This window comes from Paenibacillus sp. A3, assembly GCF_001399685.1.
Lineage (GTDB): Bacteria > Bacillota > Bacilli > Paenibacillales > NBRC-103111 > Paenibacillus_G.
In genome coordinates, this window is record NZ_JTHN01000009.1 from 12,827 (window position 1) to 28,877 (window position 16,051).

The window sequence follows — 16,051 nt, forward strand, 5'->3', positions numbered from 1 at the left end:
TCTCCTCAAAAGCCTATTGTCCATCGTTCACAATTGTAATTTTTCCGCACCACATGCAGAGATTGGTAGAACAGTTCAAAAGCGCAGGGGAATGATCTACCAGCACATCCGTTTTTCCATCCAGCCAAGGCATCGTAATGACCGGTTTGCACGGCGTTTTTTTGAGCTGTCCTTGATTGGCGGCTGTCGCGGAAGCGACTTCGGGATTGGACAGACTGCTGCACAAGCCAAAAGCAGGGATGTTGATCTCAGGCTTGAAATCCTGCACATTTCCCTGCAGCTTATCGCTGATCGCTATTTTTCGTCCCGCTGGCGTTTTAAAATACGCATTCGTGCTGCCATAGCTGCATTTAAGGGAAGCGCCTTCCACCACATAACTTGAACTCATATTTAAAACCTCCTCACGTCGATTGTTTTCAACCGTATTCCTTTCGGATTGTACCTGAGGATGCTTTCCGCCACATCCACATCGACTACGATGAAATCTGCCATGCTATCGGAGATTTTGAATATTTTGTAATGCCCGACTTTCCTCGGATTAAGAACAGGCGTTTTGAGTGAACCATTCTTATGCCATTCGCTTTCCTCCGACAGACACGCAAGCGTATCCGGCACCGCTATCCAATAGAGCGTCTGCTTCATTTGCTTGATATCCGCAAGAACGACAAGCTTATAATAAATATGAGGCTGATACCGATCAAAAATCGTCTTCAAGGAGTCGGATAGAAGCGGAATCGGCCTTTCGATGAAATCGATATATTCGCCTTTCCCTTGGGTATAAAACTGCAAAATCGTATGCTCCAGCTGCGCGCGGCTCTCTTCGTTCCGCAGCATACGTTGGTCCACACTTTTGGCTATTCCGGCCGGCTCTTCGTAATCTACGATTCGTTCGTCTTGAGATACGATATAATATTCCATGCTAAAATTCGCCCCTGCTCATGAAAAGAGACTTCCTTCCTGTACGGAATCGTCCTTGTATACAACCTCACTAATGCCCTTATGCTCCCCGACCCGTACTTCCAGATCCGGTTCACGGACGATTTCATCGAACTCTTTCAGTTGAATTGCATCAGCCATCGCCTGTTTGACCAATACGACAATCGATTGATTAAAGGCAGCGGCCGCCTCCAGCTTGATTCGTTCAATATCTGGCTTGATAATTTTGCCCATGTACTTTTTTCCGAGCTGCTCCAGTTCGTCTTCCAGCGCGTCCAAATATTTAAAGGCCCATCCCGAATCGTACGTTCCTCGGCACGGATATGTATCGAAATACCAGTCCTTGTCGAACGCCTCAACAACATGCTCGTGCTTTCTTTCTAATAAATATGTGCGCCTCATAGAATAATTGATATACCCGATCCTTGCTTTTTGTCCCGCGGATTGCATTTCTTTAACATTCAGACAAATACGGCGAAAAGACTCGATAAAATCCTTCGCCAGCTCGTCTTTGCGGGAACGGTATTCTTCCTCCGCTTTTTCGATGTACTCCTTCTGCTTATCCTTGACGTAAGTTTCCAAAAAATGCTTCAAGGCCTCTTGTCTGGTCATATCAAGTACCTTTCCACTTCAAGTTTGGCTCTGCTGCTCTAAAAGCAGCATAGAATGTATGTTCTTTCCATTTTATCATGATCCCGGTTTCCGGTTCTGTATGGTTTGACCCATTATTTGAAAAAGCTGCTGTTGGTGTAAGATCTTGTGGATTTAAAAAGCACCTGAAATCACCGCCAGGTGGTTTCAAGTGCTTGCATTCTTTACCATGCAGGATTAACAACTGCACATATCATCGCGCTTCGTGGCGCTAAGAAGCGTCCCCTTTCACTTGCATTTACAAGGGTACAAGATTCAAACCATCCAATATAAAATCTGCTGCTATGCATTCTCCAAACACCTTGTCGTCCATCTTCGGTTAGTTAGCTTGATACTGTTCTTCTGATTCTTTTATCAATGTATTCTTATTCTTCCAGACAAGTTTTTGTATAACCCCGGAATTTGCACTTTCTTTTTGCCAATTTTGCAAATAACCATCATGCACTTCAAAATACGAAAGCATCTCATCACATTTTACTTTAACAAAATTCTTTGCAGAATCATCCCAGACATATAGTGCATAACGATTATTCATAGTACCTTCTTCTTCCAAAAATTGAATATCTGCATAACCATCCATGTTGACATCCAAAAATTTAATAGTATCTTCTTTAGAACCTGATGCATCGGTGGATAATGTCAGCAGGTTTTCGCCTTTCTCGTTTTTGAGCGTAAAATTGCTTATATATTCTTTATTATCGTAACTTAATTCAGCAGAATATTTTGTTCCACCATTACCTTGAACGATATCATATTTAGCCTTTTCGAATTTGTTTTTATTATAATAAATAGTTTGATTAACATTGGTTGTAAAAGAGTTCGCGCATTCTATTTTTAGTTTATTCACCATATAATTCGCTGTAGGATTATTTTTGAATAGATAAACTTTTAAAATGCTATAATCAGATTCAACTAAATAGCAAGCATCCCTATAGCAAACTACATAATTCGTCAGCCCACCTCCTGTTACACTATATAAACTAATTATTCCAGAATCATCGGTTACATTATTATAAATCCTTATTTTCTCATAATTAGGAGACATATCACTTAAATAGGATACGATGTTTTCCGTATTGAGGAAATCTTGTTTTTTTATTGCCCGAATTGTAATGGTCATATGAGTTTTTGGCTGAACTTTTCCTTTATCGATTTCAAGAATAAAAGTTTCATTATCATCACTGCTTGTATCAGAGACTATATGGTATTCATCAAAATTAATCGAAAGTTTACCGTATTGTATTTGCTTCTGGGTTTCATCTTTATATGTTTTAACATAATTGGATGGACTGCTAGATGGACTATTAGATGGACTGCTTGTTAGACTACTTGTTGGGCTGCTGATGAGACTATTGGTAGGATCCGGTTGCCTATTTGTTGCTACATTATTGCAACCAACTAATATGAGTACAGCTAAAATAATTACACCAGATGCTAATCTTTTCATATTTTATAATCCTTTCTCACTGAGTAATATTAATTACTAGTGTTAGTGCTGCTAAAAGCAATTTCACCGAAAGGTTAGTAGTCATATCCCTACTCGCCATTCCGTGTCTAAATTCCAAGGCATTATCAAATTTAAATTCTATAAATTCCTTTCCAGACGCATCGATATAAGCCCATTTTTTTACCAATATTAACAACCGCAACTCCCTCATAAAAGCTATCGACATAATCGTATTAGTGTCTATAACCAAGTTGCCCAACTGTTAATTGCACCCCATTTTCCTCCGATTGATACAGTAGCTAGCCCTCTGAAAATGTAGATATACGGTCAAATTGAAGTGGGCTAACTTGCTTCCCTTCTATATTTACTAACGTCCATTTTAACTTTTGATTATTGTCTAGCTTTTTATCGTATTGTACAACTGCTAATCCCTCAGGGAAGTTATAGGCATTTCTAAACTGTGGCGAAATAACGTCAGCACCGGATTCATCAATAAAACCATATTTCTTATGTGTACCAACAAGAGCCCTACCTTCGGAAAAATTATGTGCACTATCAAATTTAGCTTCAACAACCATACTTCCTTTTACATCAATAAACCCGTATTTCCCATTTTTTTAATTAGAGCTCTGCTCTCTTTATATTCTTGCGCTTCTTCAAAATTAGGTTTAATAATTAGCTGACCTGAACGATCAATATAACCATATTTCCCATCTTGCTTTATAGGGTATAGAACAGTCTCTTTTTCGGTTTCATTTGTTGTATTTATAGTGGTGGTTGTGTCCTGTCCCCTTGCAGATGGTGAAGGATCTTGATTCAAAACTTTATTTTCTCCCTGCTTATTTAATAAAAAAATAACTACAAATATAATTATTATGCTCAAGCTAAAACCTGCTATCTTTTTCAAAAAGTACACCCAATCTCTTTTAATTGATTGTACAAAGAACACAAATTGTACTTAATTTTTGCTTCTTACTATTCGATACATCTATATACCGGAAACCTTTCGCAAACTTTTAACCTGTGGGTCTGCAATATTAAAAGCATACTGATTTTTAATATTACCTGTTTTGGCAACCCGAAATTGTCATATCTCGTTGTATCGCTATTGGAACTCCATAATTGCTCGTAATTTATACTCATTATCGATTTTTTCAAAGATAACCCAACGGCCAGTAAAGCTATAATACGGCTCCGGAGATACATTACTTTTTGTAAAAACGAAAATGTTATCTTTCAACTGAAAGACTTGCGGTATATATTCGTTATTCATCAAAACCATTTTTTCACATAATTTAATGATGTCATCCAATTTACTTTGAATAAGATTTTCATCATTTATATGCCAGTCTACATTGAATGATAAATTTTTAAGCCATTCGTTGGAATGTACTGGCATGTTTTCTAATTCTGCATTACTAGCAACCATAGGTGATACGCCAATTCCTGTCTTCGTAGAATTAGCTAATACTAGATCATCTCGAATTTCATTACCATAAAGATGCAGTACAACATTTGGGTCTCTTCCATCTTCAAAGTAAGTTATCGAATATACCCCATGTTGATCAAGCATGCCCTTGAATCCTTTGGAATCCACTTTTACTATGTTGTCTTCAAGCTGTAGCATAAAATTTCTTATAGCTTGATCTTGGTTTTTTTGATGATCCATAGCGACTTCTGATTTTGTAGGATTTTCGTTTACCTGGTTATGAGTCACTTTAGTATCTGCGTTTTCGCAAGCGCTAAGTAGAAAATTCAAAATAATAATCAGGGATAGTATTTTTATTGTCCTGTTTATCACGTATAGATACCTCACTATAAGATTTTTTATACTAAAACTCCTTTAATAATGTATTCTCCATTGAGTACTCCTCTACTGTTCTGAGCTTCTGCTACTGCGACAAATTTATATGCTGGCAGATTGAATTTAGCATCTTGAACAATTTTTACAGCAATACTTTTATCAATTGATGAAATATATTTCTCATAGCTTTCTGCTAAACCACCAGAAAGAGCATTATAGTGTTTTTTAACCTCCTCACACCATGCTCCATGACCAGCATAAGGACCAATTTCCACTTTTTTTGAATTCATCCTAACAATCGGTGTTTTCCAATTAGCATATTGGAATATATCGCCTTCACCTGTTATACCCGCCAAATTGTTATTATTGGCAACTGCTTTTCTAAAATCACTACCATAAAAAATATATCCTAATATTTTTCCAAACATCAAACTATTGGCTTTCATTAAATCCACAGCATAATTAGCTTCAACACCATGTTGACCGTCAGCAGCCCTATTTGTACTGCTTGTGTTAAAGCTTCCAGTACCTTCTTGAATTATTATTGCCAATAAAAAACGAGGATCAATTTGTATACTGTACGCTTTATTTATTTCTATAGATGCTTGCCAAAGTGCATTGATTTTATCTTGGTTCCATCTAATTTTAAAGTTCTTCTCTCTTAATTCAAAATATTTTACTTCATCAGATGTTCCACCATAAGTCAACACAGAGGAAGGTATCCAATCATTACCGCCCCCCCCTTCTCTCTCAACAACGGTCTCTTTCTTCTCCTCCTGTTTCGGCTTCTCAAGCTTCGCTATAATCTCTCGAGCCTGCTTCGTATATTCTGCTTTCGCGGCTTCCGGGCTCGCATATTTTTCCCTATCCTCGTACGGGATGAATTCGTTATCATCCACATAATACCACTTTGCCGTCAAACCATTCAAAGTTTTCGCATCATCCGGCCACTTTTCCTTCATACTTTCAATCATTTTCAGCTTATCTTCGATTCCTTGTTCCGCTTCACTGGCAAAGCGCATGACTCTTACGTTGCCGACTTCGTTCGCTTCCATCCATCGCAGGGTCTGCTTTCGCATTTGCTGCTGCGCCCATTCAGGGATTGTGGTCATTTGCCGTAGCTTATCCCTGAGGGCGTCCGCCAGTTCCTTTGCTTTTTGCATAGCGATTACATCACTGCTTGCTTCCGCAATGTACCAAGCTTCCTTATATTTTTTGATCCATTCCTTCGCCCAATCCGGGTACGTTAGATTCAGTTTATTCTGTTCTTCTTCATAATCGTATTCGTCGGCCTTCCTGCGGCCATTTGCCGCGGCCAACACTTTGATCACCGAAGTATCGTCGAATGTCGGTTCTTTCCATTTCATGTTTGTTCACCCTATTTCGTTGAATATCCGCTTCGTACAGCCTAGCGATTCACATACTTTATTTGTTCCCCATTAATCGTCGCTTGCACAGTCGAAGGATATTCACTGATGAACGGAGGCAGATGGGTACGCATTCTGTAAAAAAACGCGTCCGCGAATACCTGTTCATCAAAATCGACTTTCTCCGATATGTACATATGCCAATCGCTGCCTAGCCACTTTTGCCAGTCGCTATTCTTTTCAGCCTCCGTAAATTTTAACTCCACATTATTTTGTACCATGACCACATTCTCCACTTTGCATCCAGGACAGTAAAAGAGAATAGGGATTCGTATTTTCTTTTCATCAACATAGCGCTTAATGGACTTTTCCAAGCCATCCCCTACACCCTCAGCACCGGCGACAAAATCAATTTCTTTCGAGAACGGATAGACATAATCACTATATTTAAAAAATGGCGGAGCCGTTTTCGTAGGCGGCAAGATTAATGAATCCTTACATGGCTCCATATATTTGGCCAATTCGTTCTCCCAGGTTTTACGATTTACTTCAATAGCTCTATTTCTTGGACTTACTTCTGTAAAAGGTATCTGGATGTTACCGCGTTTTATGTCACCTACCATAGATTTATAATATTTTGTCACTTTATTATCAGGAAAATCAGAACCCCCGTGCAAAACACCAGTCCGCTTTGAATGGATAATTGTGAATAACAGAGAATGCGAGTATTTCTGATTACTTGTCACGAATATTGGATTATCTTTCATATAAACAGTCTGTTCTGGTTCATTAGCTTCAATCGATTTCTTCGTCATAATAAAATGAAGCAGAGGAAATATTCTGGGGCCCGATTTATAATCGATTCTCCCCTCATACTCCGAAAATTGCCCCCGCTCTTCCAACTCCTTTTGACACGCTAGCATTTTATTGTTTGTGGAGCTAACATTATCTGGCGAAACTGATTGGTTTGCTTTACTATCTTTTTCTTTAGCATCGGTTTTCAAGTCGGTCGTATTTGTAATAACCGTTTTTGTGCCGACTTCATTACCTTGTGGGGGTTGTGGATCGATTTTCCCCTCACAAGCGGTTATAATTGAAAGAATCAATACAACAAGCATCCATTTCACAGAATTCTTCAAAGTACTCTGCCGCCCCTTTCTTTTAAGGAAATTCATAGTATCGGCTCACCGATTTATATTGAGGTTTCCTGCTTTCTTCGCGGTTTTTATTTACTTCGTCAAAAGTGCCTACACTTCCATCCGCAGTATCATAAACAATGACATCCCCTTCTTTCTTATATCCTATAACAACTATCCAGTGTGAAGCTCCATTAACACCAATAAGCACAGGATTCCCTCGATCAACTGCCCCTTTAACCTCGGATTCAAAATCTGTACTGTTATTTTTATAACTACAATACCCAGGTTGAGCCAAACCAATAGACTCCCACTCTAATAGCCCTTTTGGTGTAAATGTTGCTTTATTTTTATAACGACCTGGGTGCGGTTCTACTCCATTCGGCCATTGCCCATTGGTTTTCCAGGCACTAATGGCTGCAACTCCCGTTATCGTACATCCGGACTCTCTCATCGTGTCACTTCCGATTTTCTCATCAGCATACCGTTGGTCTGATTGACTATATAACGGGAAATTCTGCAGGTTCGGAATATAGCAAGCATCTTTGTTCAATAGCGGGTCCCGGCTAATAGCATCCTGGGCAGATATGATACCATTCTCAAACTTACCGCCCTGAGTATTTGCCTGTGAGGTACTGGATTTTCCTGCTCCACTACTACTAACCTGCTTCTCCGTATTCACATTATTAATCTTGTTATAGGCTGCGTTCGCTTCGGACCGGGTACCGTATAAAATGCTCTCGACAAGAAGCAATCGTTCACTTGCCCACTGGTTGCCTCTCGGCTCCTGAGTTAGATTGTACAAATATTGCGCCTCATTCTCCCATTTCTTGCGATCGTAAAACCCGTTCCATGCCCTGCCCTGATGGTTATTGTATGTCGAAGAAACCCGGTTCCGTTCATCGGCTAAGATTCTCCCGGCTTCTTCAAGACTGTGATCGTCCGTAATCGTTCCGCCAAGCTTGCGGGCAGCTTGTCCCAATTGCATAGCCTGAATTTTCTTATCCCTATCCCCTGCCTGATGGGCCTCTTGCCACTTTCGTTTGGCCATATAGATGTACTCGTTCGCAACCATGCGCTGCGCGGTTTCCACATCATCGTCCAGCAATATCGTTCCGCCCATTTCACGGCCGATTCGGGCCAGCTCCTTAGCGTCGTCTACCTTGCCTTCCGCATACAGCTTCTTCGCAGCCAAAATTTTATCGTTGCCGACCAAACGGCTTACCTCTTTCGAATCGTCCTCGCGCGTAACGGTTCCGCCGATTTGTCTGCGAATACGGTCCGCCGTATCCGCTTCTGTCCCGCCGGGCTTCCAATCCTTCTTAAGCTTTAACAGCATTTCGTTAGCCGCCATATTCAGCAGCAAGACCGCTTCCGCTTCCTTCCGGTCCTGCCCGGCCCCCGCGTCAACCGTCTGTCCTTGGCCGTCATCGGTAATACGGATCTGCCCATTGTACATGCAGCTTACCATGCAGTAGCTTAATAAGGCTTGATCCTGCCCGACAATGACATTGGGTTTGCCCAGCGCCATCCACGGCATCCCGATCATGGGCGAACACGGCATCGGTCTCAACTGCCCGTTGCTGGCTTTGGTTGCCTCAGCTACGTCAGGGTTATTCAGACTCGAACAGTATCCAAAAGCATCCACGTTCACATATGGCTTCGAATCGGTCACATTCAACTGAATTTTATCATTGATATAGACTTGGCGATTCGCAGGAGCCTTTAGCCGGCTTTCCTTGCTTCCGCACGAGCAGGCTACCGTGGCTCCCTCCACTACAAAACTTCGTTCGACTCCACCGCCCCCTGCGTTTCCCAGCTCCTCCATTGTCATAAGAAGGGGTGCTTTTCCGGCGCTCAAATCCCGTTTAATATCGGCGATACGTTCGGCTATGGTCTGTTTACGTTCTTTGACTTGAGCGCCCGTCGTAGCCCTGGTCATGGTGCTCCCTCCCGCCTAGTTCATTTTCACCTTGGTTCCGCGTATCTTGGTTTCCCCGTCCATCTCGATCAAGCTCGTTTTGGCCATCATCCCGATCGCTTCTTGCGCTGTGATTTGCACCGAATTTCCCGCCGTCAGGAACAGATCGCCGGTAGCCTTGACCCGGATATCCTTGCTGCTGCGAATTTCAATGCCCTTCTCATCGATCAAACGAATCAGCATTTCATTGTCGTTACCGGTTATGACAATTTCGTTTTTCTCAAAAATAATCGCCTTCCGGTGCTTGGTCATGAAAATTTTGACTGCCGGGTCGGCTATCATGTCCCCGCCGCTAGTTCTCATTCGAACAGAGTGCGTGACGACACCGTCTCCTTCCTCTTCCGTAGGGAAATAAATACTGACGTAATCCTCGATTTCCGGCATGCAGTACCACCCCGTGTTCCCTTCCGAGGTATACATCGAGGCATGCGGAAATAATATCGCTTGTTCCGGTGAAAGTTCGTTGGTGCTTTCAATCTCTTCAAAATCCACCTTCACCTTGTCTTCCGTCACTTCAATCACGCGCCCTTTTAGAGACGCCCCTTGAATCTGCTTGTTAGTCACAGGCTTCCGAAGCAAGCCGGCTTTAGACGTGAGAACGCAGTCGTGATTCCAAGCGGTATCAAACGTCGTGACCGCGCGATACACGTATAAATCCAACTCCTTCACCGTGTTACTCTCCGTGTCGGCCATACGGCCATACTTGCTATCATACCCGTTCCACTGATAGACAGTCGGTTTTTGATCGGGGGGCGGGAGAAGAAGCCTTAGCTTTATCTTTTTTCCCGGTGTATAAAATGTCTTTATATCGGTCGTACCAACGGTGTAATAAAGCAAATTTTGTTCGCCGTCTTTCCCGAAGGAACCCAGCTTCCGGGTGACGGCGTAGTAATGCGCTTCCAGCTTCCCGTCAATCGTATCCTCCTCCGGCAAACCAAAATGCACATAGGGCTGATCCCTGGTGACTCCGGCAATAAGTCCCCATTCCAGCCGGGAAGCCATTCGTTTCAAAAAGACCCAGTCCGTCTCGTGATATTGTAAGGCGAACTTCTCCAACTTCTGGCCTTGCAAATTGCTGCTCCATTGAACATCGGGATAGCTGGAATGCTCCGTATAGTTTTTGTAATGATCCAGCACGTCCTGAATCAACTCGTCGTAAGTCATCTGCACATTCTGGAATGACCGGCTGCGCGGCTTAATATCCAATTGATAAGTTAAAGACACGGCGGATATGGTCAAGTGATTTTGCTCCGATTGTACGCTCATCTTGCTAATCGTTCCTGTAAACAGGGGCGTGAAGATTGTCTTATGGTTCACAACACTATCATAGCCGATTTCCAGCAGACTTCCCGAATACGCGCGATCCATTAGTTGAAAAAATGCTTCCTTCTCGTAGCCTTTTAGAGATGCTGTAATCTGCGCTCGGGCATGTCTATTCATGTGGTTTACGATTTTGAGCTTTACTCCGGTTAATGCAATCGTTTGTCCATTGTATTTAACGACGGGAAGATTCATGTAGAAGGACTCCTTTTTTAGCAAAATTGCAGTCGCCTGTTCTCTTGGGAGGCAAAGTTCAATTAATCCGAATCCTGCACGATACGTTTTATTCGGATAATATTGATGTTATAGTAATCCGTATTGCACGATTTTTCATTGACGTATCCTTCGCGCGGCAAATATCTCCTGTCGCCATTTTCATGGATGAGCATGCAATCCCCTTGGTACATCGCGACATGGCCGCTGAGAAATAATAAATCTCCGATCTTAACAGTCGACCAGTCAGGCTTGGAATTCCCGACTTTGTTATAAATGTCGCTTCCGATCTGCTGTTTGTACTGCGCCCCGGAAGAAGCGTCCAGGTCAATCCGAAGCACGTTTTTGTAGACGAATTTTGTAAATTGATCGCAAGATAATTTAAGAGGAACCGCCCCTTCCGTTAAGCGTAGATCGTAAACGTCATTGGGCCAGCCTTTTATCTCCCAATGATAGGGTATCTTATATTCTACGTTCCCATTGGCATCTGTGATTGGAAGAAACTGTCTTGCGAAGCTTTTGAGAGCTTCACGTTTTTGCTCGGGACTTGCCTGATCGCCTACATAGGGGTCCGGGCCGACCCATTTATATTTCGTTTCGGTCGTAAGAATGCCTTCCCCGTTGTGATAGTCGAACGTCCCGTCTTTAACAAGGTAGCCTGTATTCGTTCCTGGAGTCGGGGAATGGCTGGAATTCGTTCCCTGATCGGACGATTGGACCGATTCCTTAACCTCTTTCTTTCCTTCCGGCGTTTTCGGCCAAGGCGCAATACCATTAGCTACTTGATGCACGTGCATTTTAAGCAGTTCCAACGAAGTATACGTTCCGACCAAGCCGTACTGCTTGGCAAAATCGTACAAGCTCTCGTTCAATTCAGCGTCATAACTATTGTTAACCGCGAGCTTGTACTTAAAATCGTTGGGATACAAGGCCGCCAGCTTATTGAGATTCTCCCTTGCGCCGCGGTCGCTCATTCCGTAACGATCTCTGATCTTGTTGGCCTCCTCTTCGATACTCTTAAGCTGCTTTTCTGTTTGTTCGCTGTCTGCCACGGGGCCGTTTTTTAACTCCCTGTATTGATCGGATAGCTCCTCCATCCGGTTGGCATCCACGTAGGATTCCGTTGTGCATTCACGCATCATAGCGATGTATTTCACTTTATCCCGCAAAGAATCGGCCAGCCCTCGGTAATACTGTTTATCTGCTTCTTTTCCGGCTGCATCGGCCTCATACCACCGGCTTGTATAATCGTTCAATTGCTTGCGCGCCCAGTCCGGCATGTTGCCAATTTCGTTCCGCTTGTCGTATACCTCTCTCGCATTTGCTTCGGCCGCTTTCATGCCTTCGGCATCGCCTTCCGCTTGAGCCTGATAATAGGCGATCTTGAACTTCTGAAGAAGCGGCCTGGACCACGAAGGGTAATATTCTCCTTGCCGCAGTTCATCCGCCATGTCTTCAAAAGCTTTAAGCTCCGCCTCCTGTGCCGGCAGCAATCGGATGGCCGAAGCTTTATGATGGCTTTCCGCCTGCTCTCCGTCCATGCGAAAGCGGCTCGTCCTGCTGTCTCCGTTGATTTCATGCTCTGCCGATAGCTGCACCTTATGGCCGTGCAGAACCAAATCCACATCCGCAGCGAACGTAAGATCTCCTTGGCTGGACACATCAATGCCCGTTTCCTGATCAATCCGGATATGCATCGCGTCATCGTTGGTCGAGATCACCATCGCTTGATTCCCGAAGCGAATTTGTTTTTTCGTTCGCGTGCTGAGATATTTCGTATTCGGATCGGCTGTCATGTCGCCTCGGGCGCTCTGCGGGCTTTTTCGGAACGAATGCTTAACGACCGCTTGCTCCTCTTTGCAGCTCGGAAAATATAAGTGGACCGTGTCTCCCAGCTCAGGCGTACAATGCCAGCCTATCGTCCCGCCTCCCGTATAAACGGTAAGATACGGAAACCAAACCGCTTCTTCCTTCTGCACTTCATCGTCTCGATCCAGTTGAAGCTTGACATGCTCTCCCTTGACATCTATAACTTGCCCTTCCAAGGAAGCCCCGACCAACCGGTAATTATGTATAGTTTTGCAGGCGAGTCCCGCTTCGGGCATAAGGGTATAGTTATACACCAACATCCCTTTTCTCATCGCAGCAGTCGATTGCGTGACAACGAAGGGCTGATTCTGGAATTTGACCACGTCGCCTATATCGAGATAGCAGTCTTCTTCCACTTCATAGACTGTCAACTCGCGCTGCATAGGATGTCGATACGCAGTAAATTTAATCCCTTTCAACTTGTGAGTTGTTTCTCTTCTGGGAATGCCGAACCAAAACTTGGGCACATCGACGGTCGCATCCGCAACCAATCCCATACCGAGCCGCGAAGCCGCCCTTACAAGAAACTCCCAATCGGTTTCCTGATATTGCAGCAGAAATTGTGCGATCTTCTCGCCTTCCGTTTGATCGTTGCAATCGGAACCGTGGTATCCCCGAATCACCTTGTCCACAACATCAGAGTAAGGCATGCCGCTGTTCTGAAAAGCTCGAACCTTAGGCGTTTTATCCAGGAGGCATGTATATGACAATCCTTCGACGTTCATCCAATATCCTTTGCCCTTGCGTTCAATCGTGATCCGGGTTACCACGCCTTTAAAAAGACAGCGCACGCCCTCTTCTTCATCCAGTTCGTACACTTCAATCGATTCTTTGGCCTGAGCCACATGTACATAATTGTCCTGCAGGTCCACTGGAATTTGCGCCATCAAGCGGATGCTTCCGTGACCGTTGATTTTTTTCGTGATTTGCAATTCGGACCATGTTTGAATCTCATAAGGCCCCACGACCTTCAGGTCGCCGTAAGTTGCTGTTCTTGCCACCGTCGTCACTCCACTTCTGCTTATCGGATGAACTCAAGTCGAGTCAGTTGTATCCCCTGCGGATCTAGGCTTAACACGGATTCGGCGGCATCCAGATCGACAACAAGATAAGGCTCGATGGCGCCGGCAATTTGAAACACCTTATAGCTGCCGATTTTGGACGAATCGAGAACGAGTTTCTTGATCGCTCCATTCTTATGCCATTCCGTTTCGGAACTAAGGCAGGAGACGGTTTCGGGCGCCAAGAACCAATAGACGGTTTGATTGGATTGCTGCAGATCGGTTAAAATGGCCAGTTTATATAATATGCCCTTCTGACAGCGCTCCAGCGCCTCTTTGAGACGCTCCGATACTAACGGGTAAGGACGTTCTATATAATCGAGGTATTCATCCGATCCGTGTGTATAAAACTGTAAAACCTCATCCTTCAAAGCATAGAACCGCTCTTGATAGCTTGCGCTTTTTGGCGAAAAGAACTTGGGGCCGCCTACGGGCTGGGCATAGTCCGCTATTCTTGTATCCTGGGTCAGAAGATAGTATTCCACCGGCTGGTTTGCTCCTGTATTTGAAATTATAAAATTTCTCGGGATCGTACAGGCTTCATCGTGACTTGTACGCTCGATTTCTTTTTTTGGTAAACCAAGTCCATTCGGCCTTTATATTCGCCTGCATACACTTCCAAATCATTCTCGCACGCCAAGTCTTGAAACTCCGGCAGTTCTGCGGCCAACGGCATGACCTCTTGCGCCAAATAAACCAGATACCGGTTCAATTCGGCGGCTTTCTGCAATTTGATTCGCTCCACATCGGGCGCAAAAATCTTGTTCATATACAGGCGGCTCTTCGCCTTCCATTCGGCTTCCAATCGTTCCAAACGCCCGAAAATCCAACTCGAATCATACGCTGTACAGCATGGGTCTTGGTCAAAAAACCAGTTCCGGTCATAAGCATGAACCGTATGCTCGAATTTATTTTCCATAATAAACGTCCGGCGCATGGAGTACGTGATATATCCGATTGTGCCTTTTTCTCCGGCCGACTGCTTCTCGCGTATCTTCATGCACAGCCCGCGGAACGACTGAATAAATTGTTCCGACAAATCATCCTTACAAGAATGATAGTTGCGTTCGAGCGCATCCAATTGCTCCTCATAGGCCGGCTTGACGTAAGTATCGTAAAAATGCTGCAATGCTTCTTGTCTGTTCATTCGGCTGCTCCCTTGTGAGTAACCTACTAACTGGAAAAACCTTGAAGAGCCCTTTATGGCAAGGGCTCTTGTTACCTATGTCAAGACTCTCCGATCACCGGCTCAACCCGATCATCGTATTATACGAATCGACCACAGCGGAAACGCGCTTGTCGAAGTTCTTCAGCGGCATGTTCTTCCCGCCAGTCGTTACCTTCCCCTTCGTATCGCTGTTGATCGTCGTGTCCTTGGTCCGCAAAATTTCCATCAGATCGGTGGCGGCCGTTTTCACCCGCTGGATGCTGTCGGTAAATACGGGAACGATCTGCACCTTTTCTTTTTTCAGCCTTTCCTTATCCTTCGAAAGCTCCGTAAACTTATCGATATCTTCCGTCAGCAGCTTGTACAGCTCGGCATATTGGTTCGCGTCGAAATCCAGCACATTGTCGTCAGTCACCCCGGCTTTGTCAAACGCCTTCTGGATATCCTGCGCCCGGTTGACGATGCTCATCGCATGGTAGCGGACCAACTGATCGCTTTTCTTGAGCTCCTCCAGGTCTTCTTTCTTCCTTTGCTCCGTGATGACGGCAAAATCGGAAAAAAACTTGTCGGCTAAATCCGACACTTCATTAAACTGCACAAGCAATTTCTTGTGCAGCTCCTTGCCTTTGGCGAACTCGTCCTCGGCATGTGCTTTGTTCTGATAGTACGTCTGCATCTCGCCCGTCGTTTCCATCAGCTCCTTCAGCTTGGGAGCTAAAGCCTTGACCGATTCGTCCGCAGCCTGATAAGAAGGCTCCTTCGAGGCGAACGCCAGCGCTTTATCCACATCGTCCTTATGCCCTTGCAGCACCGGAATCGTATTGAAGCCGGTAAAGTTTTTACGGATGCGGATTTCTTCCTCCCCGCCAAACTCTTGGAAATACATTTCGAACGTCTTGTCCAGCCTCTGCGTCAAGTAGTTGCTTAAAGCGATATACGTATTATATTTTGCCGTGTCCTGCGCTTGATTCGATTCTTGCTTCGCTTGGGTGGTTTGTTCTTTTACCTTCTCCGCGATTTTGCCGATGGAGCCGCAGCCGCTGAGGGATACGCAGACGGCCACGCCAAGCGATAGGATCGTTAAACGTTTACTCATGA

At 44.2% G+C, this 16,051-nt stretch carries 16 protein-coding genes; all 16 read right to left on the reverse strand.

Annotated features, from left to right (window positions below; all coding sequences use genetic code 11):
* Positions 1-13: 13 nt before the first annotated feature.
* Complete coding sequence (locus tag QJ48_RS01045) at positions 14-388, reverse strand: DUF4280 domain-containing protein (protein WP_054971817.1); 375 nt, start codon at positions 386-388, stop codon at positions 14-16.
* A gap of 2 nt (positions 389-390) precedes the next feature.
* A complete protein-coding gene (locus QJ48_RS01050) occupies positions 391-918 on the reverse strand; it encodes a hypothetical protein (protein ID WP_054971818.1) in 528 nt (175 codons plus the stop codon).
* 18 nt (positions 919-936) lie between these two features.
* Positions 937-1,548 carry a hypothetical protein gene (locus QJ48_RS01055; protein ID WP_054971819.1) on the reverse strand — a complete coding sequence of 204 codons (612 nt, stop codon included), beginning with the start codon at positions 1,546-1,548 and terminating at the stop codon, positions 937-939.
* 358 nt (positions 1,549-1,906) lie between these two features.
* The gene (locus QJ48_RS01060; RefSeq protein ID WP_054971820.1) at positions 1,907-3,034 is read right to left on the reverse strand and encodes an XAC2610-related protein; all 1,128 of its coding nucleotides are present in this window, start codon (positions 3,032-3,034) and stop codon (positions 1,907-1,909) included.
* Positions 3,035-3,050: 16 nt separating this feature from the next.
* Positions 3,051-3,260: a WG repeat-containing protein gene (locus QJ48_RS39415; RefSeq protein ID WP_369126831.1), complete on the reverse strand. Its 210-nt coding sequence runs from the start codon at positions 3,258-3,260 to the stop codon at positions 3,051-3,053.
* Positions 3,261-3,333: 73 nt separating this feature from the next.
* Positions 3,334-3,612, reverse strand: a complete 279-nt coding sequence (locus QJ48_RS01070; protein ID WP_054971822.1) for a WG repeat-containing protein — start codon at positions 3,610-3,612, stop codon at positions 3,334-3,336.
* A gap of 8 nt (positions 3,613-3,620) precedes the next feature.
* A complete protein-coding gene (locus QJ48_RS01075; protein ID WP_202813818.1) occupies positions 3,621-3,941 on the reverse strand; it encodes a WG repeat-containing protein in 321 nt (106 codons plus the stop codon).
* Between the two features lie 198 nt (positions 3,942-4,139).
* Positions 4,140-4,835, reverse strand: coding sequence for a hypothetical protein (locus tag QJ48_RS01080; RefSeq protein ID WP_157261461.1), 696 nt, complete (start codon positions 4,833-4,835; stop codon positions 4,140-4,142).
* A 26-nt stretch (positions 4,836-4,861) separates the two neighbouring features.
* Complete coding sequence (locus tag QJ48_RS01085) at positions 4,862-6,205, reverse strand: hypothetical protein (RefSeq protein WP_054971825.1); 1,344 nt, start codon at positions 6,203-6,205, stop codon at positions 4,862-4,864.
* Between the two features lie 41 nt (positions 6,206-6,246).
* Positions 6,247-7,344 carry a hypothetical protein gene (locus QJ48_RS01090; protein ID WP_157261462.1) on the reverse strand — a complete coding sequence of 366 codons (1,098 nt, stop codon included), beginning with the start codon at positions 7,342-7,344 and terminating at the stop codon, positions 6,247-6,249.
* A 22-nt stretch (positions 7,345-7,366) separates the two neighbouring features.
* Positions 7,367-9,283 carry a PAAR-like protein gene (locus QJ48_RS35255; protein ID WP_063857991.1) on the reverse strand — a complete coding sequence of 639 codons (1,917 nt, stop codon included), beginning with the start codon at positions 9,281-9,283 and terminating at the stop codon, positions 7,367-7,369.
* A 15-nt stretch (positions 9,284-9,298) separates the two neighbouring features.
* Positions 9,299-10,837 carry a hypothetical protein gene (locus tag QJ48_RS01100; protein ID WP_054971827.1) on the reverse strand — a complete coding sequence of 513 codons (1,539 nt, stop codon included), beginning with the start codon at positions 10,835-10,837 and terminating at the stop codon, positions 9,299-9,301.
* Between the two features lie 62 nt (positions 10,838-10,899).
* Positions 10,900-13,725 (reverse strand): NlpC/P60 family protein, encoded by a 2,826-nt coding sequence (locus QJ48_RS01105; protein WP_054971828.1) that lies wholly within the window; start codon positions 13,723-13,725, stop codon positions 10,900-10,902.
* Between the two features lie 20 nt (positions 13,726-13,745).
* Positions 13,746-14,270 carry a hypothetical protein gene (locus QJ48_RS01110; protein ID WP_054971829.1) on the reverse strand — a complete coding sequence of 175 codons (525 nt, stop codon included), beginning with the start codon at positions 14,268-14,270 and terminating at the stop codon, positions 13,746-13,748.
* A 26-nt stretch (positions 14,271-14,296) separates the two neighbouring features.
* A complete protein-coding gene (locus tag QJ48_RS01115) occupies positions 14,297-14,932 on the reverse strand; it encodes a hypothetical protein (protein WP_054971830.1) in 636 nt (211 codons plus the stop codon).
* A 94-nt stretch (positions 14,933-15,026) separates the two neighbouring features.
* Positions 15,027-16,049, reverse strand: a complete 1,023-nt coding sequence (locus QJ48_RS01120; RefSeq protein ID WP_054971831.1) for a YiiG family protein — start codon at positions 16,047-16,049, stop codon at positions 15,027-15,029.
* Positions 16,050-16,051 lie beyond the last annotated feature (2 nt).

Excerpts from the sequence above, each read along its gene's own strand:
- QJ48_RS39415 (WP_369126831.1), bottom strand. The coding sequence starts at position 3,260 with ATGTCGATAGCTTTTATGAGGGAGTTGCGGTTGTTAATATTGGTAAAA.
- QJ48_RS01060 (WP_054971820.1), bottom strand. The coding sequence starts at position 3,034 with ATGAAAAGATTAGCATCTGGTGTAATTATTTTAGCTGTACTCATATTA.
- QJ48_RS01120 (WP_054971831.1), bottom strand. The coding sequence starts at position 16,049 with ATGAGTAAACGTTTAACGATCCTATCGCTTGGCGTGGCCGTCTGCGTA.
- QJ48_RS01085 (WP_054971825.1), bottom strand. The coding sequence starts at position 6,205 with ATGAAATGGAAAGAACCGACATTCGACGATACTTCGGTGATCAAAGTG.
- QJ48_RS01070 (WP_054971822.1), bottom strand. The coding sequence starts at position 3,612 with ATGGTTGTTGAAGCTAAATTTGATAGTGCACATAATTTTTCCGAAGGT.
- QJ48_RS01050 (WP_054971818.1), bottom strand. The coding sequence starts at position 918 with ATGGAATATTATATCGTATCTCAAGACGAACGAATCGTAGATTACGAA.
- QJ48_RS01045 (WP_054971817.1), bottom strand. The coding sequence starts at position 388 with ATGAGTTCAAGTTATGTGGTGGAAGGCGCTTCCCTTAAATGCAGCTAT.
- QJ48_RS01100 (WP_054971827.1), bottom strand. The coding sequence starts at position 10,837 with ATGAATCTTCCCGTCGTTAAATACAATGGACAAACGATTGCATTAACC.
- QJ48_RS01055 (WP_054971819.1), bottom strand. The coding sequence starts at position 1,548 with ATGACCAGACAAGAGGCCTTGAAGCATTTTTTGGAAACTTACGTCAAG.
- QJ48_RS35255 (WP_063857991.1), bottom strand. The coding sequence starts at position 9,283 with ATGACCAGGGCTACGACGGGCGCTCAAGTCAAAGAACGTAAACAGACC.
- QJ48_RS01115 (WP_054971830.1), bottom strand. The coding sequence starts at position 14,932 with ATGAACAGACAAGAAGCATTGCAGCATTTTTACGATACTTACGTCAAG.